The organism is Kitasatospora sp. NPDC038210 (genome assembly GCF_055600605.1).
The window spans coordinates 255387-279614 of sequence record NZ_JBVJYK010000007.1; the positions used below are offsets into that span (position 1 = coordinate 255387).

Here is a 24228-nt window from a genome sequence, read left to right on the forward strand (position 1 = left end):
GGCCACTCCGGCCACTTCGGCCGCCACGGTCGGCCCCGTGCGGCCGGTGCGGGCCGTCGGATCAGCCCGCGCCGCCCCGCAGGTGCGCCAGCACCGCCAGGACCCGGCGGTTGCCCTCCGCCGGATCGAGGTCCAGCTTCATGAAGATGTTGCCGGCGTGCTTGACCACCGACGCCTCGGTGACGCCCAACCGGGTCCCGATCGACTGGTTGGTGCAACCCTCGGCCATCAGCCCGAGCACCTCGCGCTCGCGCGGAGTGAGCCGGCTCAACGGCCGCGCCGCCGTCTGCTGGGCCAGCAGCACCCGCACCACCTCCGGGTCGATGACGGTCTGCCCGTCGGCGACCCGGCGCAGCGTGTCCAGGAACTCGGAGACCTCGCCGACCCGGTCCTTCAACACGTAACCGAGGCCGCCCTTGCCCCGTCCGTCGCCGCCGAGCAGCTGTGTCGCGTACGCCGTCGCCACGTACTGGGAGAGCACCAGGACGGGCAACCGGTCGTGCCGGGCGCGCAGGTCGAGGGCCGCCCTGAGGCCCTCGTCGCGGAAGCCGGGCGGCATCCGGACGTCGGTGATGACGACGTCCGGCCGGTGCTCCTCCACCGCCCGGGCCAGGGCCTGCGCGTCCCCGACCGCGGCGACCACCCGGTGGCCGCTGCGGTCGAGGATCTCGGTCAGGCCCGCCCTGAGCAGGACGGCGTCTTCGGCGAGCACTATGCGGAGCACGGGACCTCCACCCGGAGCTGGGTCGGACCGCCGACGGGACTGGAGACCGTCAGCCGTCCGCGCAGGATCGCCAAGCGGTCCGCGAGGCCGGACAGGCCGGTACCGGCGCCGGGATCCGCCCCGCCCCGCCCGTCGTCGGTGATCATCAGGATAAGCCGGTCGTCCACCAACCGGCCGGTGATCCCGACCCGGGAGGCCCCGCTGTGCCTGGCCGCGTTGGCCAGCGCCTCCGTCACCGTGAAGTACGCCGTCGTCTCCACCAGTGGCGGGAGGCGGCGCGGCAGGTCGATCGCGGCCTCGACCGGGATCGGTGAACGCTGCGCCACCTCCGCCACCGCGGCGGCCAGCCCGTGGTCGGTCAGCACCTGGGGGTGGATGCCCCGCACCAGGTCGCGCAGCTGCTCCAGGGCCCGGCGCGCCTCGCCCCGACCCCGGGCGACCAGCGCGGCCGCCTCCGGGGCGGAGTCCTTCAGCTCCAGCTCGGCCAGCCCCAAGGTCATGGTGAGCGCCACCAGTTGCTGCTGCGCGCCGTCGTGCAGGTCCCGCTCGATCCGGCGCCGCTCCGCCTCGAAGGCGTCCGCCAGCCGCGCCCGGGAGCGCGTCAGCTCGATCACCCGGTGGTGGTCCGGATCCCTGCGCGGCCCCAGCAGCATCCGGGCCGTCCGTACCTGGCCCGCCGTCAGCCAGCCCGCCGCGTAAGCGGACAGCGCCACCCCGGCCAGACCGGCGAGGCCGAACGGCAGGGCGGACAGCGGACCGGGGACCGCCCGGCCCGGGATGATCATCACGGTCTCCGGGGCCAGTGCCCACACCACCACCGGGCTTGCGACCAGGATGCAGGAGAACGCCAGCAGCGCCAGCACGCCCAGCCCGGCCCCGGTGAAGACGATCGCCAGCAGGGCGGCGTACCCGGACTCCCGCCACGTGGCCCGCTCCGTGAACCGGTGCCGCAGCCGACGCCGCAGACCGTTCCGCAGCCCGTCCTCGGGCACCGGCGCGTGCGGGTCCGCGAGCCGAACCGGCTCCACCAGCCGCAGCCGACGCCGCTCCAGCCGGGCGACCGGGATGCCCAGCAGCGGGACGCAGGCCAGCACGAGCAGGCCGACACCCGCCACCGAGAGCGGGATCCCGACCGAGACCAGCACTGCCAGGGCGAGCAGCACGCCCAGGCCGAACAGCACGCCGCCCAGCTGGTGCAGCCAGCACCGCAGCGGCCAGGTCGAGAACAGGAAGGCCGGCGGCCGGCGGCCGAGCGCCCGCCGGACGGCGAGGTCGGGCGCCGCCGTCCCGTCGGGCGCCGCCGTCCCGTCGGGCCGGGCCGGGGAGTCCGGCCAGGCGGTGTCGTCCGGTCCGGCCGTCGTGCCGGCCTCATCCGCGCGGGACATCCCGTGCCTTCCGTCCGATGGGCGTTCGATGATCATCAAGAACCCTAGCCCGGACGGCCGTCCCCGTCGGTAGGGAAAACCCGCCCCCCTGCCCTCCGCGCACGGTCCACTGCGTACCGCCTCCGGCAGAAGCTCAACTCCCCGTACCCGTAGGGGAGTCGGTGCCGGTGCAGCGGCCGGCCGTGCGCTCGTCACCGGGCAGGGCCGTGCGCCGCCCCCCGGGCCGTGGTCGGGGAAACCCGACCACGGATCCTCGACCTACCTGTCATGACCGCGCGCCCCCGTCCGACTGGAATGGAGCGGTGCCGAAACGACTGGTTGCAGCAGCGATGACGACGATCCGCCCCGCAAGCACGGGAGGTGCGGCGCGGGGCGGGCCCGCCGCCCGGCGCGCGCTCGGGATCGCCGGCTGGCTCGGAGCGGCAGGGTTCGCCGCCGCCCTCGCCTCCCTCTCCGCCCTGGCGCCGCACCGTGTCTGGGGTTGGTGCGCCGCCGTCGGCTACCTGACGGCGGCGCTCGCCGGCCGGCTGCCCGCCCGACTGCGCCACGCGCCGAGCGCCGGGTCCGCGCTGCCCGTCGGCTGCGCGCTGGTCGGTGCCGTCCTGGTGCCGCTCGCCGTCCTGCTGGCGACCGGTCGGGCCCAGAGCGAGGTCCTGGTGATCGAGCGATCCGCCGCGACCCTGCTGCACAGCGGCACGCCCTACCCGGCCGATCCGCAGGCCGTGACGGACTACGACCCGTACCTGCCCGGCATGGCCCTGTTCGGCATGCCCGCCCGGCTGTTCGGCGACGGCTCCGCCGCGCTCCGACCGGTCGGCGACCCCCGGCTGTGGTGCGCCGCCGCCCTGGTCGCCTGCCTGGCCGCCGCGCACGCGGTGCTGCGGCGCGGCACGACCCCGGGAACCGCCCCCCGCTCCCTCGGAGCCGGGTACGCGACCGCCGTCCTCGTGGCCTCCCCGCTCGTCGCGCTGCCGCTCTGCGTCAGCGGCATCGACCTCCCGCTCACCGGACTCCTCGCCCTCGCGCTCGCCCTCGCCGCCCGCCACCGGCCGGTCGCGGCCGGACTCGCCCTCGCCACCGCCTGCTCCCTCAAGTGGACCGCCCTGCCCGCGGTCGCGGTCGCCGTCGCGCTCGTGGCGGCCGGCCGGGGGCGAGGGGCCGCCGTCCGCTGCGCCGCCGTCTGGGCGGGCGGCACCCTCGCCCTGGTCCTGCCCGCACTGCTGGTCGCGCCCGGCCGGCTGGTCGAGCAGGTGTTCCTCTTCCCGACCGGACGCGGAGCCGTCCCGACACCCGCCGCCAGCCCGCTGCCCGGCCGACTGCTCGCCGAGCTCGGGCCGGCCGGTTGGTGCGCGGCCGTCCTGCTCCTGCTGTGCGGCGGGGCGGCCGTCGCCGTCTCCCTCGTCGTCCGCCCGCCCCGGAGCCTCGCGGCCGCCGCCGACCGGCTGGCCGTCGGCCTCTGCCTCGCCTTCCTCCTCGCCCCCGCCGGGCGGTTCGGCTACTTCGCCCTGCCGCTGCTCCTCGCCCTCTGGGCCCGCCGCGCCCCGGCCGGTCCGCCCGGCCGGCGGGCGGTCCGACACCGGGTCCGGACGGTTCGCGTGCCCGGCGTCGTGCCGGTGGCCGTTGCCGTACGCGTCGGCGTTCCCCCGCTCACCGCGACCCCGCCCCGCCGGGCCCGGCCGGTCGGCCGCCGGGCGGTTTCCCCCTCGTTCACCAGCGCCGGCGCGGCCGCCGTGACCGTCCCTCCGCCCTGACCACCCCTCCATCGTGACGACCCCTTCCTCGCACGACGCTCCTCCATCGCACGACGCTCCTCCACCACGACCACCCCTCCACCGCACGACGCTCCGGCGCCCGCCCGGAGCCCGAGAAAGGCCGCCGCATGGGCACCACACTGATCGTCACCAACGACTTCCCGCCCCGGCAGGGCGGCATAGAGACCTTCGTGCACGCCATGGCCACCCGGGTGCCCGGGGACGACGTGGTCGTCTACACCTCCTCCGAGCCCGGCGACGCCGCGTTCGATGCGAGCCTGCCGTTCCCCGTGTTCCGGGACCCCGCCCGCACCCTGCTGCCCACCCGCAGGGTCACCGAGCGCGCCGTGCGGCTGGTCCGCGAACACGGCTGCGACCGCGTCTGGTTCGGCGCGGCGGCCCCGCTCGCCGTGATGGCGCCCGCGCTGCGCCGGGCCGGTGTGCGGCGGATCGTCGCCACCACCCACGGTCACGAGATCTGGTGGGCCCGGGTGCCCGGGGCGCGTCGGCTGTTGCGTCGGGTGGGCGACGGCGTCGACGCGGTCACCTACCTCGGCGAGTACACCCGCGCCCGGATCGCTCCGGCGCTGGGGCCCCGGGCCCGGCTCGCCCGGCTGGTGCCCGGGGTCGACCCGGCCGCCTTCGGGCCCGAACCGCGCGCGGAGCAGGGCCGGGAGGTCCGTGACCGGTACGGGCTGCACGGCCGCGAGGTGGTGCTGAGCGTGGCCCGGCTGGTGCCCCGCAAGGGCCAGGACGTGCTGATCCGCGCCCTTCCGCTGATCCGCCGCGCCGTCCCGGGGGCGGTGCTGCTGATCGTCGGTCAGGGCCCGGACGAGCGGAGGCTGAGGAGGCTCGCCGCCCGGCTGCCGCAGGGCTCGGTGGTGTTCGCCGGCGGCCGCAGCCACACCGAGACGCCCGCCTACTACGCGGCCGCCGACGTGTTCGCCGTGCCCTGCCGCACCCGCCGGGCCGGGTTGGAGGCCGAAGGGCTCGGCATCGTCTATCTGGAGGCCGCGGCCGCCGGTCTGCCCGTCGTGGCGGGGGACTCCGGCGGTGCGCCCGACGCGGTGCTCGACGGCGGTACCGGCGTCGTCGTCGACGGCCGGGACGTCCACGCGGTCGCCGGGGCCGTGATCCGGCTGCTGACCACCCCGGAGGGCGCCGCGATGGGGCGGGAGGGCCGTCGTCGGGTCGCCCGCGAGTGGACCTGGGAGGCCTCCGCCGACCGCCTGACCCGGCTGCTCACCCCGGGACCCGGGGCACCGGAGCTCGATTCACCGGAGCTCGGTCCACCGGAGCTCGATCCACCCGGCTCCGATTCGCCGGAGCTTGATTCACAAGAAAATAGTGTCCGATCATCGATCGAATGAAAATTACCCGTTCAGGGCATTGACTCGATAATTCTCTGTATTTGTCAGTGCCCATCAGTATGGTTACGGATCACCTGCTCCGGTATCGGCTCCGGTGGGCCCAACTCGTGGACGGCAGACAGGAGAAGCCTCCGTGACCGACCTCGATCTCCTCCTGTTTCCGCACTGCGACTTGCACATGGCCCTGAGCGGCACACCGCCGCTCGTCCTGACCCTGGCCACGCGCAAGGAGGCCACGCCCGCGACGAACGGCTTCGTGATCACCGCGGTGCCCCCCGGCCAGTGCGAGTTCGACTTCTTCGCGCCGTTCAACGCGAAGGAGCACCGATTCGAGGGGCTGCCGACGTTCGACAAGGCGACCGGGAAGGTCACGGCCACGACTCCCGGGGTCTTCCTCTTCCAGGCCCACGTCGGGAACCAGTACCTCGTCGGCCGGCTCCAGGTCCACCGGTCCGTCGTCGGCTGGTGGTTCGGCAACGACTCGGTCACCACCGCGCTCGACGCCACCGTCGCGCACGCCCAGCCGTCGCTGTACGCGAAGTTCAGCGACGACGCGGGAGCGGGGACGGACCTGATCGGCGACATCACCGGGCACGGGTACGTCCAGCTGGTGCCGGCCGACACCCGGCAGCTCGTCGTGTCGCCGACCGGCCGGGTCCGGGGCGTGCTGCCCACCCAGCCGGGCACGCCGTGGGTGCTCTCCGGCCTGTTCCCGGGCCTGGGCGGCGCGCAACTGCTCAACGTGTGGGTGACGGACTACACCGCGCAGCACGCGCTGACGTGGGAGCTGGGAGGGGGTGACCCGGCGGCCCTCGGCGACAAGCACAACGTGCTGTTCCTCGCCGAGGGGTTCCGCGAGCAGGACCGCGCGAAGTTCGACGAGATCGTCACCCGGACCGTCCACGAGATGTTCGAGAAGCCCGCGCACGAGCCGTACGGCATGCTGCGCGCGAGTTTCAACGCCTTCAAGGCCTTCACCCCCTCCCAACAGCACACCGTCACCTGCGGGTTCCGGGTCTCGGCGGGCGAGGAGACGGTCGAGGCGGGCCGGGCGACGGGCTCCGGCTACCCGATCCCGACCAAGCGGATCGGCGGCGGCACGCTCTACACGCTGGAGGAGCTGGTCCGCCGGGTCGGGCTGCCCATGCGCGGGGACAGCCGGAGCAACCTCCCGGCGACGTGGCAGGACCAGGACCTCGACATCGACCCGCACAAGATCACCGAGGACCTCGTCCAGGCCTGGAAGGCGCACCAGTCGGCCGGCATCCTGCACGCCCGGGACACCTTCTTCGGCTTCCACCTGGGCAACCGGCCGGCCGACCGGGCCTCGGGCACGGACCCGGTGCCCAAACCCCCCGACGACGCCAGGCACTCCGCGGCGGTGACGGCCTTCGTCGCCAGGCTGCAGGAGTTCTACCAGAACGAGCCGACCCGCAACCTCACCCTCGACCCGCGCCGGCACCCGCCCGAGCTCTACATGGACGGGTCGCACGTCAATCCCGCCAACACGCTGCTGCGCTTCGTCGGCGGCCTGAAGCTCACCGGCTCCACGGCCCCGGTCGGCGCCCAATGGCTGCCCGACGGTTCGCGCTTCCAGCCCAGTCGGGGCCTGATCGCCCTGATCGTCAACGACGGCCTGATCGGCGGGACGAACCTCAACGGCCGCACGGTGACGGCCCAGACGATGAACAGACTCCCGCAGCTCTCCTACGTCTACGCCAACGCGACGGACAAGCGCGAGCAGCGCCGGGACCCACCGCCCGACATCGAGGTGGACTACGACGACATCGTCCAGACCGTGGCGCACGAGTTCGGCCACAGCTTCAACCTGTCGGACGAGTACGAGGAGTTCGACGGCGACGGCACGGACGCGAAGCAGTCGGCGGACCTGTTCGGCGACAACGTGTCGGTGCTCGGCTTCCTGCGCGCGGGCGACGACCCGGACCGGCACATCGACCCGGCCAAGGTCAAATGGCTGCAGCTGCCCCGGATCCGCTCCGCCGCGGTCCTGCTGACCGACTCGGTGAACGTGACCAGTCCGGTCCAGGGCATCAAGATCACCATCGGCTCGCGCAACATCGCGGAGTGGCAGCTGGCCCAGAAGCTCTTCACCGAGGTGCGGCTGCGCAACTTCGGCATCGAGCCGTTCGGCCGGCAGCTCCCGCTGGACGTCAGCGCCGCGCACTACCTGGAGGGCCTGATCGTCGGCCGGGTCCTCCCGGCGGAGGGCGCGATCATCCTCACCCGGGCCGGGACGGCGCCCTTCCCGACCTTCGTGAAGGGCTCGATCGCCTTCGTCCCGCTGAAGGACAACCAGCACCAGCCGCTCCTGGTGGTGGAGCCGGACGTGCTCAAGTACCTCCGGGACCACCGGGATCCGCTCAACCAGAACCCGGACCACGTCCAGAAGAACGACAAGGAGGACGACAACCCCGTCGACATCCCCGACTTCAGCCCACCCTGCAAGTCCGCCCGGACGATCGGGATCTTCGAGGGCGGCGCCACCTTCGCCGGCGCCCACTACCGGCCGACCGGCCGCTGCAAGATGCGCCGGGGCTCGACGGACTTCTGCCACGTCTGCGCCTGGCTGATCGTCAACCGGGTCGACCCCACCTTCCACGCGCTCCTCGACAGGAAGTTCTACCCGGAGTCCAAGAAGGAGGCGAAGAAGCATGAGTGAGCCGGGCACCTTCGAGCGGATCCTGGCGGAGGTCGGGCAGGCGCTGCTGCCGCTGCGCGACGGGCTGGCCACCCCCGCCGCGTTCACCGCGCTGCTGCGCCGCCTGGGCTGGATCGCGACCGACGTCCCGCAGCCCTTCGTCGACCTGCGCTACGCCGTCGAGACGCTCTACGACAGCCTGCACACCCTGCTGGGCGACGGCGGGCTGAACGTCGACGGCACGGTCGGCGACGGCGGCGCCTCCGCGTCGGCCTCCTTCTCGCCGGATGACGTGAAGCGGGCGCTCGGTGCCGTCCAGGCGCTGATCAAGGGCATCCACGCGATCACCGACGCACCGCCCTCGTCCATCCCCGACGCCCTGCGCGCGGACGGCTTCCTCACCCTCTTCCCCGGCCAGCTCCTCGACTTCCTGATCGTCGGCTACCTGCAGCGCTACCACCCCGACCTCGGCTTCGCCCTGCGGAGCCTCGGCGTGATCAAGGCCGGGTACGCCCCGGCCGCCGGCAACCGCCCGCCGTACATGCACCTCGGCCTCGACCTCGGCGACCTGCCCCGGGCGCTCACCGACCCGGCGCAGGTACTGAAGGACGCCTTCGGCTGGGGCACCGCCGACTTCGACCACCCGGCGCTGCTCTCGCAGCTCGACAACCTGCTGCGGACCATCGGCGCCGACGTCGAGACGGGGACGGTCCCGCCCTCGACGGCGCTGGCCGTCCAGGGCTCCGCTCCGGACCCGCTCGCGCCGGATCCGAAGACGCTCGCCGCCGTCCTCTTCCAACGCGTCCAGCCCACGGCCGAGATGACCGCCGCCGTGCGCCTGCTGCCGCTGCCCGCCGCCGCCGGCGCCCCGCCCGGGCTCGCGCTCATGCCCTCCTTCACCGGCCGCCAGGGCTTCCGGTTCGACCTCGGCCCGGACATCGCCGTCACCATCCGCGGCGACCTCGACCTCCAGGGCGGCGTCGCGCTGCTGGTGCGGCCCGGCCGGGGCATCGAGATGGTCCTCGGCTTCGAGTCGTCCACCGGGGCGGTCCACGCCAAGGGGTCGATCGACGTCCGGGTGGAGCGGTCGGGCCCGGCCGACGCCCCGCGGGTGCTGTTCGGCAGGGCCGACGGCACGAGGCTCCAGCTGCGCCGGATCTCCGGCGCGGGCGGGGTCCGGCTGGTCGGCGAGGCCGTCGAGTTCTTCGCCGAGTTCGGCCTGGAAGGGCTGGAGTTCGTCTTCTCCCCGGCCGGCGCGGACGGCTTCGTCGGCGCCGTCCTGCCCAGCGGCGGATTCACCCTCGGCGCGGACCTCACCGTCGGCGTCTCCTACCGGCAGGGCTTCTACTTCCGCGGCACCTCCAACCTGGAGATCCAGCTCCCGGCGCACCTGGAGCTCGGCCCGCTGGAGATCCAGGGCCTGACCATCTCCGCCTCGCCGAACGCCGACGGGCTGCCCATCGGCCTCGGCGTGTCCTTCCGCGCCCGGCTGGGCCCGGTCACGGCCGTCGTGGAGCAGATCGGGCTCAACGCCGACGTGGCCCTGCGGCCCAAGGGGGACGGCAACCTCGGCCCGGTCGACCTCTCCTTCGGCTTCAAGCCGCCCAAGGGCGTGGGCCTCTCGGTGGACGCCGGGCCGGTCAAGGGCGGCGGGTACCTGTACTTCGACCCGGACCACGGCGAGTACGCGGGCGCCCTGGACCTGGAGTTCGCCGGACTGGTCGAACTCAAGGCGATCGGTCTGATCAGCACCCGGATGCCCGACGGCAGCGACGGCTTCTCGCTGCTGATCGTGATCACCACCGACTTCGGCGCCACCGGCATCCAACTGGGCTACGGCTTCACCCTGCTCGCGGTCGGCGGACTGATCGGGCTCAACCGCGCGATGAACCTGCAGGCCCTGGCGGAGGGCGTGCGCACCGGCGCGGTCGAGTCGGTGATGTTCCCGCGGGACGTCATCGCCAACGCCCCCCGGATCCTCTCCGACCTGCGCCGCTTCTTCCCGCCCGAGGAAGGCCGGTTCCTCATCGGGCCGATGGCGAAGATCGGCTGGGGGACACCCACGCTGGTCAGCGTCTCGCTCGGGGTCGTCATCGAGATCCCACCCGGGAACATCGCCGTCCTCGGCGTGCTCAAGTGCGTCCTGCCCAGCGAGGACCTGCCGCTGCTGGCACTCCAGGTCGACTTCGTGGGCGCGCTGGAGGTCGACAAGTCGAGGCTCTGGTTCTTCGCCGAACTCTTCGACTCGCACGTCCTCATGATGACCATCGACGGAGGCATGGGCCTGCTGGTCGCCTGGGGCGACTCGCCGGAACTCGTCCTGACGGTCGGCGGGTTCCACCCCTCCTTCAAGCCGCCGCCGCTGCCCTTCCCGGTGCCCAAGCGGCTCTCGGTGGACATCCTCAACCGGCCGGGCCAACTGATCCGGGTCTCCGGCTACTTCGCCGTCACCAGCAACACCGTCCAGTTCGGCGCGGCGGCCGAACTGCGGCTCGGCTTCGGCGGGTTCGGCATCGAGGGCCACCTCTCCTTCGACGCGCTGTTCCGCTTCTCGCCGTTCGCGTTCACCATCGCGATCTCCGCCGGGGTCACCCTGAAGGCCTTCGGCGTCGGCGTCTTCGGCATCGACCTGAACTTCGAACTGGAGGGCCCCTCGCCCTGGCGGGCGCACGGCCGCGGCTCCATCTCCCTGCTGTTCTTCGAGATCTCCGCCGACTTCGACATCTCCTGGGGCGAGGAGCACAACACCACCCTGCCCCCGGTGGCCGTGCTCCCGCTGCTGGCCGGCGAGTTCGCCAAGACCGAGGGCTGGCAGACCAGACTGCCCTCCGGCGGCGCCAACGCCCTGGTCACCCTGCGGCAGCTGCCCGACACCGACCAGCTGGTCCTCCACCCGCTCGGCACGCTCTTCGTCCGCCAGCGCGCGATCCCGCTGGACGTCCGGCTGGACCGGATCGGCGCCCAGCGGCCCGGCGACGGCCGGCGGTTCAGCATCGCCCCCGCGCCGGACAGCGGCCTGACGCGGGTCTCCGTCACCGGCGACAAGTTCGCGATGGCCCAGTTCCAGGACCTCGACGACGCGGCCAAGCTCTCCCGGCCGGCCTACGAGAACCAGGACGCCGGCCTGGAGCTGACCGCGGCCGCCGGCACCCTGCTCTCACCGCGCGTCGTCCGCCGCAGCGCCCGGTACGAACTGCACGTCATCGACAGCGGGGTGCCCGCGACCGCCGCCGCCGCCCGGCGGGTCGTCCCGATGGCGGCCCGCTCCGCCGTCGCCGCACCCAAGCGCTTCCACGACGTCAGCCCCGCCGTGTTCAACCAGCTGCTCCAGGGCAGCGCCACCAGCCGCTCACCGGTCTCCCAACGGGAGGCCGGGCTGCGTCGGCCGTTCCCGGCCGACGAGACCGTACGGCTCACCGACCGGCGCTACGTCGTCGCGAACCTCCGCAACAACGTCCAGGCCCACCCGCCGACCGGGAGCCTCGCCGCGGCGACCTTCCGCAGCCGGACGACGGCGGAGGACGCCCTCGCCGACTGGATCCGCCACGACGGCAGCCTCGCCGACCGGCTGCACGTCATCCCGGAGGAGGAGGCGGTGGGCACCCCGGCCACCCCGGGGAGCTGGTCCGCCGCCGGGAGCCCGCCGACCGCCGCCCGCGGCGTCGAGGCCGTCCGGCTGACCAGTGGCAAGGTCCTGGTGGCCGGGGGAGGAGACGCCACCGGCGGCGCACTGGCCGCCGCCGCCCTGTTCGACCCGGTCTCCGCCACCTGGACGGCCGCGCCGCCGCTGGCCACCGCCCGCCACGGGCACGGCACGACCAGGCTCGGCGACGGCCGGGTGGTCGTCACCGGCGGCCGCTCCGCCGACGGCGGGGTCCTCGGCACGGCCGAGCTCTTCGACCCCGCCCCCGGCACCTGGACGCCCACCGCGAACGCGCTGACCACCGCCCGCCACGGCCACGCGGCGACCACCCTGACCGACGGCAGGCTGCTGGTCACCGGCGGCACCGACGGCGCAGGCCGGGCGCTGGCCACCGTGGAACTGCTCGACCCGGTGACCCGCACCTGGTCCGCCACCGGCCCGTCGATGACCGATGCCAGGACGGGGCACCGGGCCGTCCTGCTGAAGACCGGCGAGGTCCTGGTCGTCGGCGGCGCGCTGCCCACCGGCGGCCCGGACGCCGCCCTCGCCCACTGCGAACTCCACGACCCGGGGACGGGCTCCTGGACCCCGACCGGCAGCCTGCTGACCGCCCGCAAGGGCCACCAGGCCACCCTGCTGGCCGACGGCCGCGTCCTGGTCACCGGCGGCGACGCGGTGGCCGGCCCGGATGGCCACGACCCGCGCAGCCTCGCGACCGCCGAGGTCTACGACCCGGCCACCGGCACCTGGACGGCCCTCGGCCCGATGCCCGGCGGCCGCCGCGCACACCGCTGCCTGGCCCTGCGCTCCGGCCTGGTCCTGCTCGTCGGCGGCACCGGCGGCCCGGGCGGCGAGGCGGGCCACCGCAGCGTGACCGTCCTCGACCCCGCCCTCGGCACCTGGACGGCCACCGGGCGCCTGGCCACCGGCCGGTCCGACTTCGCCGCCGTGGAGCTGACGGACGGCCGGGTCCTGGTGGCCGGCGGCACCGCCCTGGCGGGCGCCGCCGCCCCCGGCCCCGACCCGGTCGAACTCGCCGCCACCGCCGAGTTGTACGTCCCCTGACGACGGAAGGTTCGACACCATGACCAGTCCCACCGTGGTGGCCGCGGCGAAGTGGACCACCGCCCACGACCTCACCGGGGCCACCGCCTGGTACGGGCAGCACGACGGACCGGTCGTGCTCAAGGGCACCACGAAGGTCCTGGTCGTCGGCGGCGCGGACGCCGGCGGGGCCGCACTCGGCCGGGCCGCCGTCTACAACCCGGCCGACGACACCTGGAAGGCCACCGCCACCCAGCCCTCGCCCCGGCGGCTGCACACCGTCACCGCCCTGGCCGACGGCAAGGTCCTGGTCACCGGCGGCATCGGCGGCTCCACCGCACCGGGCCTGGCCTCGGCCGAGGTCTACGACCCGACGGCCGACACCTGGAGCCCGGCCGGCACCATGAACCAGGCCCGCTGGGGCCACAGCGCCGTCCTGCTGCCGAACGGCAAGGTCCTGGTCGCCGGCGGCACCGCGGTCCGGGCCGGCCGGACCACCCGGGCACTGCGCTCCGCCGAACTGTACGACCCGGCCGCCACCACCGACGCCACCCGGTGGACGACCGTCGGTGACATGACCGACGCCCGCTCCGGGCACCCCGCCGTGGCGCTCAAGGACGGCAAGGTGCTGGTCGTCGGCGGCACCGCCGCCGTCGGCACCGACCGGGACCCTGCCCTCGCCTTCTGCGAGCTCTACGACCCGGACCGCGCCACCTGGACCCCGACCGGGAACCTGCTGCGACCCCGCGCCCTGCACCAGGCCACCGCGCTGTCCGACACCACCGTGCTGGTGACCGGCGGCCGCGCACCGGGCGCCGGCGACGACGGCACCTTCGACCCGCTCAGCCGACGGACTGCGGAGACCTACGATCTCGCCACCGGCGCCTGGACCGCCGTAAGGGACATGCCCGCCGGGCGCGCCCAGCACCGGGCCGTCGCCCTCGGCCCCGGCAAGGTCCTGGTGGTCGGCGGCACCGGCAGCGACCCCGACGAGGCCGGCTACCGCAGCGTCGTCGCCTACGACGCGGCCTCCGACACCTGGACCGCCCGGGCCGGCCTGCTCACCGGCCGCTGGGCCTTCGCCGCCGCGGTGCTCCCCGACACCAAGGTGCTCGTCACCGGCGGCGCCACCCGCTCCGGCCTGGCCGCCGCCGACCCGACGGCCACCGAACTCACCGCCGCCACCGAGCTGTTCGACGGGAGCGGCGCATGACCGCGAACGGCTACTCCTTCCTGCCCTGGCTGCGCTCCGGCCTCTCCACCCGGATCACCGGCGACCCGGGCAGCTCGTCGCGCGCCACCGTCCCGGTCAAACTCCTGCTGAGCGGCGAGGCCCTGGACGGCTCCCCGCTGTCCCGGCCCGTCGAACGCCCCGTGCAGCTCTACGGGCCCGGCGACGTCGTCGGCGTCGAGGCCCGCGCGATCTCCCGGCGGGAGCCGCAGCCCGGCACCACCAACGTCGAGCCGAACTACCTCGCGCACATCGAGTTCTACGACGAGGACTTCCCCTGGCGCTACAGCCCGGCCGGGCCCGACGGCTCCACCGACCGCCTCGCCCCCTGGCTGGCGCTCGTCGTCCTGGCCGCGAAGAGCGACCCGTCCGGCGCCCCCGCGGAGTTCGACGAGGGAAGCGGCGGCGCACCCCTGCCGTACGTCACCGTCAAGGACCCGAACGCCCTGCCCCCGGCGGACCAGCTCGGGGCCTGGGCACACGTCCACGTCCACGGCTCCCTGGACGACCAGGTGGCCAGGGAGCTCGCCGGCCCCGGCGACCAGGTGCTGCAGACGCTCGCCGAGGTGCTGCGCACCGACCCGGACCGCGCCTGCTCCCGGCTGGTCTGCCCGCGCCACCTCCAGCAGGACCGGACGTACGAGGCGTTCCTGGTGCCCGCCTTCGAGACCGGCCGGCTCGCCGGGCTCGGCTTCGACCCGGCTCTCGCCCCCGGCGCGCTGTACTCCGCCTGGGGCCCGCACTACCCCGACCGCAAGGGCGAGGGCCGACTGCCCTACTACCACCGGTGGTCCTTCACCACCGGCGCCACCGGCGACTTCGAGTACCTCGTCCGGCTGCTGCAGCCGCGCCGCCCCGCCCCCGACGTCGGCCGCCGGGACATGGACGTCCACCGCCCGGCCGGCCCCGGCCTGCCGCCGATCACCACCCCGGCCTCGATCGGCGGCGTGCTGCGGCTCGGCGGCGCGCTCCAACTGCCCGAGCAGCCGGTCGACGACTGGGAGAACTGGGACAACTGGTACGCCGAGCCGGCGCCCGCCGCGCCCTACCCGCACCCCTTCCAGCAGGCGCTCGCCAACCTGGTCAACCTGGCCGAGGCCTACCGGGACCGCACGCCGGCGGCCGCCCACGCCGCGCTTCCCGGCGACCAGGCGCAGGCGCTGTCCGCGGGGGTCGACCCGGTGATCACCCCGCCGCTGTACGGCCGCTGGCACGCGCTCACCTCCCGCCTGCTGATCGACGACGTCGGCCACCCGCTGCCCTCGCCGGCCAACCGCGCCTGGGTGCACCGGCTCAACCTCGACCCGCGCTACCGGGTCGCCGCGAACTTCGGCACCCGGGTCGTCCAGGCCCGGCAGGACGAGTTCATGGACGCCGCCTGGGCCCAGATCGGCGACGTGCTGCAGGCCAACGCGCGGATCCGCGAAGCCCAGCTCGCCCGCGAGGTCGGGCACCGGCTCCAGGTCAGGCACCTGGAACCGCCCGCCGCACCGGCCGGCGCGGTGGCGCCGCCGCCCACCGGCAAGTACCTGACCCTGACGGCGCCCGCACACCCCCGGGTCACCACTCCGGCGACCACCCCGACCGGCCGGCCCGCCGGGACGGGCCGGGCGGACGCGTCGGACGGGACCGACGCGGCGGACGGCGCCGCGGAGCAGCTGGCCGTCGGCTTCCAGGTGGCGGCCAGCCGGGTCGCCGCAGCACCGCTGTCCGCCCCGATGCGGCGCCTCACCCGCCCCGGCGCCCGGCTGATGCGCTCGCTCACCTTCCCGCCGGACCAGCCGCGCGAGGCACTGGTGCCGCGGATGGACGCCGCCACCGCAGCGGTCACCGCCGCCGCACCCAAGGTCAAACCGGCTGCCCTGGTGACCCCGGGCCAGCTCGACCAGGTGCTGCACCCCGTGGTCGGCGCCCGGGCGGCGGCCCCCGCCGACCCGGTCGGCTCCCTCCCGAAGAGCCCGGACTTCGTCATCAAGGAGATCGGCGACCCCGTCCCGCCGACCACCGGCGGCGACCGGGACAGCCCCGAGGCCCAACGGTTCAAGGGCGCGCTGAACGAGCTCTACGCGGGCTGGGACGCGTCCGCCGCGGTCGGGCAGCCGGCCGTCCGGGAGCGGCTCGGCGTCGCCGGGACCACCGACGCGGTGCTGTCCCGGCTGCGCTCGGACACCACCGTCCCGAGGAGCCTGCTCGGCTCGGTCGACCTGCCCGACCGACTGCGGCCGTTCGCCGAGGAGTTCATCGAGGCGATGGCCTACCCGGTGATCGACCTGCCGATGTACCAGTCGCTGATCGACCTCTCGGTGGACGTGTTCGCGCCCAACCTGAACCTGATCCCGGCGAACTCCATCACCCTGCTCGCCAACAACCGCCGCTTCATCGAGTCCTTCCTGGTCGGCCTCAACCACGAGATGGCCCGGGAGATGCTCTGGCGCGAGTACCCGACCGACCAGCGCGGCACCCCGTTCCGCCAGTTCTGGGACCCGCGCGCCGTCCTCTCACCGCCCGGCGAGACCCCCGAGCAGCGCCGCGAGCGGCTGTACGACATCCGGCCGATCCACCGCTGGGGCCCCGCCGCCCTGCTCGGCCAGAACGACAACCGGCAGCAGCAGGGCACCACGCAGAAGGAGGACCTGGTGCTCGTCATCCGCGGCGAGCTGCTGAAGAAGTACCCGAACGCGGCGGTCTACGCGCACCGGGCGGTCTGGCCGCTCGACGACGACGGCAACCCGGTCACCACCGGCGAACGCGTCCCCGCCCCGCTGCCCGACGAGGACCACCCGACCGCCGATCTGGTCCGGCTGCCGCTCTACGAGGCCAAGGTCGAACCCGACATCTACCTGCTCGGCTTCGACCTCGACGCCGCCGAGGCCCGCGGCAAGCCCCCCGGCGACCTCGGCTGGTTCTTCGTCCTCAAGGAACGCCCCGGCGAACCCCGCTTCGGCGTCGACGAACCCGGGGGCCCCCTGCCGCCGGTCGAGGTGTGGAACGACCTCACCTGGCAGCACGTCGATCCCGACCACCTCGGCTTCGTCGAGTTCACCGACGCCACCCACGTCCCGCTCGCGCCCTTCGACGGCTCCGAGGACGACCAGGAGAAGCAGCAGCAGCGCACCGAGGACGACGCGCTGCCGCTCTGGTACTCCCGGCTGAGCTCCGCCGACATCGCCTACATCCTCTTCCAGGCGCCGGTCATGGTCGCCGTCCACGCACAGGAGATGCTCCCGGTATGGCCGACAACGACCTGAGCGACGACTACCCGGTCCTGCTGGGCCCGGTGCGGATCGAGACCAGGTTCACCGCCACCGAACTGCTGGTCCGCGTCTTCCCCGACGAGTGGTCGGTCGACTCCTTCGAACCGCGGCCCACCGAGGCCGAACTCGGCGCACTCGACGCCTACTGGACCGCCCTGTGGCGCACCGGCGGCGCCGCCGTCGGCGACCGGGCCGCCTGGCACGAACTGGTCGGCCGGATCGCCGCCGGCCGCGCCGCCTGGCTGCTGCGCGACCACCGGCCGGCCAACCCCGCCGACCGGCCGGTGCCCGTCCCCGCCGGCACCGCCGTGCTCGTCGTCCTCAGCGACACCGCCCTCCCCGCCGACGACCGCGGGCCCACCGCCGACTACTGGACGGCCGTCTGGCGCGCCCACGGCGACCGCGTCGCACTGCGCACGGCCGACGCCGCGCTGCTCGCCGCCGTCGGCCCGACCAGGGCGGCGGCGATCCGCGCCCGCCGACCCGCCGGCATCGAGGCGGCCGCGGTCGCCACCGGCGACACCGCCCTGGTGGCCTTCCTGGTCGTGCCCCGCCCGCCCGCCTCCGGCATCGCTCCGCAGTCCTGGACGGTCGCGGCCCGCGCCGGCCTGCTGCCCGACCACTTCCGCGTCCTCGGCTGGGCCGGCGGCCGCAAGGTCGTCGACCTCGACGGCGAACCCGTCCCGGCGAGCCTGCCGGTGAGCCCCGACCCCGGCTCCGACGACCACCTGACGGTCGACGAGACCACCGGCGTGATGACCGTCCCCGACGAACTGCGCTGGCTGACCGACTTCGGCCGAGCCGTCACCGTCGGCATGGGCTTCCGGATCCAGCTCACCGCCGACCTCGCCGGCGGCCTCGACCGGCTGGTGGTGCTCGGCCTGCGCCGGCGGTCCACCCCGGACCAGTCAGCCGCCGACCTCACCGCCCAGCTCACCCGCCAACTCCGCAGCCCCGCCGGGCTCAGCCTGCTGCCCCAGGGCACCCCCACCAACAACACGGCCCAGGCACCCGCCGGCCTCGACCGCGTCCAGGAGGCCGACGCGGGCCTGCGCTCCGCCAGCGGTCTGCGGGCCGCCGAGGCCGGCACCGACTGGACGACCCGCACCGACGGCCAGTGGTTCGCCGAACTGCTCGGCCTCGACCCGGCCGACCTCGCCGGCATGCCCAACGCCGACGGCACCGACCAGCGCGACGCCCGCGCCGCCGACACCGCCCTGTGGCCCGCGACCTGGGGCTACCACCTGCAGACCACGCTCCACCCGATCCTCAGCCGCGCCGTCGTCGACCGGACCCGGCAGTTCTACCTCCGCCACGTCTCCGGCCGCGGCCCCGTCCCCGCGGTCAGGATCGGCCGACAGCCGTACGGAATCCTGCCCACCACCGCCTTCTCCCGGCTCGCCTGGCCGGACACCGCCGCCACCGCGACCCACCGCCGAGGCCTGCACACCGTGCTCCAGGCCGCCGCCGCCGACTGGCAGGCCGCCGCCGCGAAGGTCGCCCACCTCGGCGGCCGGGCCGACGACGCGCACCAGCACCTGCTGGACATCCTCGCGCTGCACCCCACCTCGGCCGAGTACCACCAGCGGTACGCGCAGAGCGTCGAGGACATCTTCAACCGGGAGAACCTCGGCGCGCTCGGCCCGAGCGTCCTGACCGCCCTGGAACGGCAACTGCACATGCCCGACCCGATTCGCGCCCTGCTGACCCGCCTCGGCCACCCCGACAGCGGCCCCGCCCAGGACCCGGACCTGATCCGCCGCCTGTTCCTCGACACCCAGCACCCGCTGCTCGCCCCGGCCGTCGACGACCGCCCGCTCTCCGAGACCGACCCGGTCCGGCCGTACACCACCGACGGCTCCAACTACCTGCAGTGGCTCGCCGCCCACGCGCGCACCGACCTGGAGACCGTCCGCACCGAGGCCGGCTTCCCCGAGGACGACCGGCCCTCCGCGCTGCTCCACCTCCTGCTGCGGCACGCGCTGCTGCTCGGCTGGGCGGACGCCGCCACCGAACTCGCCATCGCCGCCGGCGTCGCCACCCCCGCCGAGATCGCCGCCGCCGACCCGGCGTTCATCCACGTCAGGATCCCGCAGCCCGGGCAGAGCATCCCGAGCGAGAGCCGGTTCCGGCGGCTCTACTCACCCGCGCCGGAGATCACCGGAAACCCGGACCGCCTGGTCGTCGACCACATCCCCCGGGTCCTCGGCACCGCCCCCGGAACCGCCCGCCTCGCCGAACAGGCCGACGCCCTCGACCTGCTGGCCACCCTGCCCACCGCCCGGCTGGAACGCGTCCTGGCCGAGCACCTGGACTGCGCCACCTACCGGCTCGACGCCTGGCGCCTGGGCCTGGCCAACGAACGCCTCGCCGAGCTCCGGTACGGCCCCGACGGCACCGCCCCCGCCGCACGCGGCCTCCACCTGGGCGCGTACGGCTGGCTGGAGGACGTCCGCCCCCGCGAGCGGCAGCTCACCGACGTCACCCTGACCGGCCCCCTCGCCGACGTCTTCCGCGGCAGCCGGCCGCTGATGCACGACGAGAAGAACGGCGGCCACCTGCACGCCCCGTCACCCGCCCAGGCCCGCACCGCCGCCGTCCTGCGCGCCGGCTACCTCGCCAACGGCTCATCGCAGAACCCCGGTTCCTTCGCGGTCAACCTCAGCTCCGAACGGGTCCGGATCGCGCTCGGGCTGCTCGACGGCATGCGCCAGGGCCAGTCCCTGGGCGCCCTGCTCGGCTACCGGCTGGAGCGCGCCCTGCACGACAGCCACGAACGGGCCGAGGTCGACTTCGTCATCTCCGCCCTGCGCCTGAAGTTCCCCCTCCGGGCCGGCCGGATCGCCCAGACCGTCCCGCACCAGGCCGACCAGCCGGACCCGACGAAACCCCTCGCGATCGAACAGATCGAGGCGCACAACGTCATCGACGGCCTCGCCCTGGTACGCCGCGTGACCCGCGGCGACGCCCCGAACACCTACCCCTTCGGCCTCGACGGCCTGCCCGGGCTCGACGACACCCAGCAGGGCGTCGTCGACCGGGCCGTGCTGGGACTGCTGGACGTCCACGACGCCCTCGCCGACCTCGCCGTCGCCGAAGGCACCCACCAGGCGCTGCTCGGCAACCCCGAACGCGCCTCCGCGACGCTCGACGCGTACGCGAAGGAAGGACTGCCCCCCGAACCCGCCGTCGTCGCCACACCCCGCAGCGGCACCACCCTCACCCACCGCCTCGGCCTGCGCCTGACCCCCGGGCTCCCCCCGGACGCCGGCGCACCGCCGCTGTCCCACAACACCCCCCGCGCCCAGGCCGAACCCGCCGTCAACGCCTGGCTGCCCGCCCTGCTCCCGGCACCCGTCACCGTCGTCGCCCAGGTCACCTGGACCGACCCGCTCACCGGACAGCCCCGCAGCCGCGCCGTGACCCAGGCCGACACCGGCCTGCAGCCGATCGACTTGCTCTGGGCGCTGCGCCCGGTCGGCGAAGGCGCCATGACCGACCTCGACGACCGCATCGTCGGCGTCGTCCTCGCCACCGACAACCCCCGGCCCGACGCCGAACTGACCATCCGCTACACCGACCGGGTCGCCGGCCGGATCACCTTCTTCGAACTCTCCCCGCTGATCGCCGGGTTGCGCTCGCTGCTGACCACCGCCCGACCGCTGCGCCCCAGCGACCTGGTGCCCGCCTCCGGCCCCGCCCCCGCCGACCGGGCCGCCGACACGGCCGTTTCGCTGCCCCGCGAGCGCCCCGCCGCGGTCCGGGCCTCCCTGGACGCCCTGCGCAGGAACGTCGAGAACTACCTCGCCACGCTGGCACCGCTCTACCCGGCCGACGCCCAGCCCCAGCGCGACCGGATCCTCGCCGCCGTCGACACCCTGCTCACCGGGTACGCCGGACTGGTCACCACGGCCTCCGGCTTCGGCATGGTCCGCAGCGGCTGGGGCGAACTCGCGATGTGGCGCCGCGGCGCCTTCACCGACGTCCTGGCCGCCGTGGCCGCGGCCGCGGACCGCATGACCGGGGCGCTGACCAGGGCCGACGCGCTGCTCGCCGCCTACGACGCGCTGCCGGCCGCCACCTCCGCCGCCGAACGGTTCCGGCTGCTCCAACAGGCGGAACGTCTGGTCGCCACCAAGCCCACCGCACCGCTGCCCGCCCAGCCGGCCACCATGCGCGCCGTCGTCGCCAGCCGGCGGCAGGCCTTCAACGCCAAGCTGCAGTCGCTCAGGTCCGAGGCCAGGACCACCCGGACGACCCTCAGCGGCCTGCTCGCCGAAGTCGCCGCCAAGCTCCCGCTGACCGACTTCGACCCGACCGACCTCAGCCTCCGGCCCTTCCAGGACCGGGTCGTCCTGCTGGGGCGCGACCTGCTGGACCGCGCGACCGCGCTGCGCACCGAGGTCCTCGCCCGGCTCGCCGCCGCGGACACGGCCCTCGCCGCCCACGACGCGGCCGTCACCGGGCCGGACCGGGTCGGGGCGGCGACCGACGCACTCAAGGCCCTCCTCGGCCAGGACGTCCTCGCCGTACCGGAGTTCACCCCCGACCCGCAGCTCGCCGAGGACTGGAAGAAGGCCCGCGCCGACAGCGGCAAGCTCGTCCAGCACCTCACCCAGCCGCCGTTCGGCCGGGACTTCCCCGTCGACGACTGGGCGCACGGAATCGCCCGGGTCCGCGATAAGCCCCGCCTGTGGGAGAAGGCCGTCGTTCTGAGCGACGCCCTGCGCGGGCCCGGCGGGATCCTCGGCGACCTACTGCAGTCCGCCGAACCGCAGCTGGTGCCGATCCAGCTGCCGTACCGGCCGGACGACCACTGGCTGGCCATGGAGTTCAAGCCCGGCACGGTCATCACCGAGGACAAGGTGCTGTTCACCGCCCACTACGCGTCCGACCCGTTGATCCCCCCGCCCACCCAGGTCGGCCTGCTGCTCGACGAGTGGACGGAGGTCATCCCCGCCGAGCGCGAGACCACCGGGATCGCGGTGCACTACGACGGACCGGACTCCGAACCGCCGCAGGCGATGCTGCTGGTCGTGCCGCCGGTGCGCACCGGCGCCTGGAACACCGACGACCTGATCGCCGCGATCGGGGAGACCCTCGACCTGGCCAAGTCCCGGGGCGTCGAACCCGAGCACCTCGACGGCACGGCCTACGCCCAACTGCTCCCGGCCACCGTCATGTCCGCCACCCGGCAGCCGATCACGATCTCCACCGACCTCGCGATCGCCAACCAGCGCTGGAAGGCCGCCCATGCCTGAGCCCCGCATCGACAACCTGGCCGAGGCGCTCGCCGCCCGGGACCGTCCGGCCGTCGGGGTGTGGAACCGGCTGGAGGGCCGGCCGCGCACCACCGACTTCGAGCGGGCGCTGCGCGCCGAAGTGCGGGACCCGCTCTGGCTGCTGACCCGGCAGTGGCAGCTCGGCGAGTTCCGCGGCAGCGACGCCGGTTCGCCGGTCACCGCGACCTACTCGATCGCCGTCGCCCGGCCCAGCCGCTTCCGGCCGGCTGGCGGGACGCCCGAACCGCTGCCGCCGGACCGGCCGTTGGAGGCGCTGGCCGAACGGCGTCCGGTGCCGTTCGTGGCGGGCGCCGACCGGATTGCCTTCGACCTGCGGCTGGCGATCGGGCGGCGGTGGCTCAAGCTGCTGGGCCGCTCCCCGGTGCTGGGCAGCGTGGCCTTCGACTTCCGCGGCCAGTACGTCCGGCTGTACCCGATCGCGCTGCCCGACCCCGCCACGGACGCCGACGCCCCCCGGGTCGCCGACCCGGAGGTCTGGTCGACCCTGCAGGCCGTCGCCGGGCGCCGGATGGACGGCTACCTGCTCTACCGCCACCTCAAGGACGGCGGGCACGCATCGGACGGCATCAGCGACCTCCTGCACCTGCACCGCCCCGCGCTCGACGCGCTCGGCGACCGCCTGGTCGCCTGGTTCGACGACCTGATCGACCAGCCGGACGCCGACGGCGCCTGGGACCCGCGCCGGCTGGAGCACCGCTTCTCGGTGGCCGGCTCCGCCCCGGGCGGCGGCGAGAAGGTCCTCACCGCGCAGGAGTACCCGGGCGGCGAACTGGACTGGCACGCCTTCTCGCTCGACCCGGCCGCCCCGGTCGGGGGCACCGAGCCGCCGCTGCCCCCGATCAACCGCACGGTGTTCCCGGCGCCGCTCCGGTACGCGGGCATGCCGCTGCCGCGCTGGTGGGCGGTGGAGGACGGCGCCACCAACTTCGCCGCGGTGTCACCGGACAGCACGGACCTGGCCCGGCTGGTCTTCCTGGAGTTCGCGCTGGTCTACAGCAACGACTGGTTCCAACTCCCGTGCGAGCTGCCGGTCGGCACCGTGGCAACGATCCAGGGCCTCGCCGTCACCGACGTGTTCGGCGAGCGGCTGTGGATCACCCCGGCGGGCACCGGGCTCGACGACGACTGGCAGCGCTGGTCGATGTTCACCCTCGACACGATCGACAGCGCCCCCGGCACGGTCGCCGACACCGGCCTGTTCCTGCCGCCCAGCGTGCCGAAGGTCGCCGACGGCCCGGCGCTGGAGGAGGTGTCGCTGATCCGCGACGAGAACGCGAACCTGGTGTGGGGCATCGAACTGACCGTCCCGCGGGCCACCGGCGAGGGACGCCGGGGCAGCGAGGTCGCCGCCGGGATCCAGGCCCGGCACCTGCGGCTGCACCCGCCCACCGCACCGGGCGGCCCGCTCGCGCCGATCGCGTACGAGGCGATGAACTCCGTACCGGAGAACTGGATCCCGTTCATCCCGGTGCACGTCCCCGGGGACAACCGCACCATCCAGCTCCAGCGTGCGGCGATGCCGAACGTGGTCGACGTGCTGCCGCCCGTCCAACCGCGGACCTCGCTGCTGCGCGAGGGCCTGGACGCGACGCCGCCGCAGTCGTACTTCGTCAACCAGGAGGAGGTCCCGCAGTCCGGCACCCGGCTCGCCGTCGCCTACAACCGGACCCGGTGGCGGGACGGGCGGGTCTGTGTCTGGCTCAGCGCCAAACGCGGCACCGGCCGCGGCGAGGGCTCCAGCGGCCTCGCCTTCGACCTCCTCGTCGACACCCCGGCGACGGCGCACTGACGCGGCTGCCCCGGCCGTGGCACCCCGATGCGTTCCGGTCGGGGTGCCACGATGCGCTCCGGCCGGGGAGCCCGG

Annotated in this window: 10 protein-coding genes; 8 read left to right on the top strand and 2 right to left on the bottom strand. The window is 74.6% G+C overall.

Going from position 1 to position 24228, the window contains the following annotated elements; translation table 11 throughout:
- Positions 1 to 61: 61 nt before the first annotated feature.
- Together ACZ7KX_RS17390 and ACZ7KX_RS17395 are read right to left on the bottom strand one after the other, a co-directional pair.
- Positions 62 to 724: a response regulator transcription factor gene (locus tag ACZ7KX_RS17390; RefSeq protein WP_470327155.1), complete on the bottom strand. Its 663-nt coding sequence runs from the start codon at positions 722 to 724 to the stop codon at positions 62 to 64.
- Positions 712 to 2109 (bottom strand): sensor histidine kinase, encoded by a 1398-nt coding sequence (locus ACZ7KX_RS17395; RefSeq protein ID WP_470327156.1) that lies wholly within the window; start codon positions 2107 to 2109, stop codon positions 712 to 714. Before ACZ7KX_RS17395 ends, ACZ7KX_RS17390 begins: the two co-directional genes overlap by 13 nt.
- 329 nt (positions 2110 to 2438) lie before the next feature.
- Between ACZ7KX_RS17395 and ACZ7KX_RS17400 the strand changes: the two genes are divergently transcribed.
- From ACZ7KX_RS17400 to ACZ7KX_RS17435, 8 genes are all read left to right on the top strand, one after another.
- The gene (locus ACZ7KX_RS17400; RefSeq protein WP_470327157.1) at positions 2439 to 3860 is read left to right on the top strand and encodes a glycosyltransferase 87 family protein; all 1422 of its coding nucleotides are present in this window, start codon (positions 2439 to 2441) and stop codon (positions 3858 to 3860) included.
- A 128-nt stretch (positions 3861 to 3988) separates the two neighbouring features.
- Entirely contained in the window at positions 3989 to 5230 is a 1242-nt protein-coding gene (locus ACZ7KX_RS17405; protein WP_470327158.1) for a glycosyltransferase family 4 protein, read from the top strand.
- A gap of 133 nt (positions 5231 to 5363) precedes the next feature.
- Positions 5364 to 7910, top strand: coding sequence for a hypothetical protein (locus tag ACZ7KX_RS17410; protein ID WP_470327159.1), 2547 nt, complete (start codon positions 5364 to 5366; stop codon positions 7908 to 7910).
- Entirely contained in the window at positions 7903 to 12597 is a 4695-nt protein-coding gene (locus ACZ7KX_RS17415; protein WP_470327160.1) for a DUF6603 domain-containing protein, read from the top strand. The genes ACZ7KX_RS17410 and ACZ7KX_RS17415 overlap by 8 nt, the downstream gene beginning before the upstream one ends.
- Before the next feature lie 19 nt (positions 12598 to 12616).
- Entirely contained in the window at positions 12617 to 13789 is a 1173-nt protein-coding gene (locus ACZ7KX_RS17420) for a Kelch repeat-containing protein (protein ID WP_470327161.1), read from the top strand.
- Positions 13786 to 17055 (top strand): hypothetical protein, encoded by a 3270-nt coding sequence (locus ACZ7KX_RS17425; protein WP_470327162.1) that lies wholly within the window; start codon positions 13786 to 13788, stop codon positions 17053 to 17055. The genes ACZ7KX_RS17420 and ACZ7KX_RS17425 overlap by 4 nt, the downstream gene beginning before the upstream one ends.
- A complete protein-coding gene (locus ACZ7KX_RS17430) occupies positions 17037 to 22322 on the top strand; it encodes a hypothetical protein (RefSeq protein WP_470327163.1) in 5286 nt (1761 codons plus the stop codon). Before ACZ7KX_RS17425 ends, ACZ7KX_RS17430 begins: the two co-directional genes overlap by 19 nt.
- A complete protein-coding gene (locus ACZ7KX_RS17435) occupies positions 22315 to 24153 on the top strand; it encodes a hypothetical protein (RefSeq protein ID WP_470327164.1) in 1839 nt (612 codons plus the stop codon). Before ACZ7KX_RS17430 ends, ACZ7KX_RS17435 begins: the two co-directional genes overlap by 8 nt.
- Positions 24154 to 24228: the final 75 nt, after the last annotated feature.

Bases quoted from the DNA above. Each gene is read 5' to 3' on its own strand.
- ACZ7KX_RS17395 (WP_470327156.1), bottom strand. From the start codon at position 2,109: ATGTCCCGCGCGGATGAGGCCGGCACGACGGCCGGACCGGACGACACC.
- ACZ7KX_RS17400 (WP_470327157.1), top strand. From the start codon at position 2,439: ATGACGACGATCCGCCCCGCAAGCACGGGAGGTGCGGCGCGGGGCGGG.
- ACZ7KX_RS17405 (WP_470327158.1), top strand. From the start codon at position 3,989: ATGGGCACCACACTGATCGTCACCAACGACTTCCCGCCCCGGCAGGGC.
- ACZ7KX_RS17415 (WP_470327160.1), top strand. From the start codon at position 7,903: ATGAGTGAGCCGGGCACCTTCGAGCGGATCCTGGCGGAGGTCGGGCAG.
- ACZ7KX_RS17420 (WP_470327161.1), top strand. From the start codon at position 12,617: ATGACCAGTCCCACCGTGGTGGCCGCGGCGAAGTGGACCACCGCCCAC.
- ACZ7KX_RS17425 (WP_470327162.1), top strand. From the start codon at position 13,786: ATGACCGCGAACGGCTACTCCTTCCTGCCCTGGCTGCGCTCCGGCCTC.
- ACZ7KX_RS17430 (WP_470327163.1), top strand. From the start codon at position 17,037: ATGGCCGACAACGACCTGAGCGACGACTACCCGGTCCTGCTGGGCCCG.
- ACZ7KX_RS17435 (WP_470327164.1), top strand. From the start codon at position 22,315: ATGCCTGAGCCCCGCATCGACAACCTGGCCGAGGCGCTCGCCGCCCGG.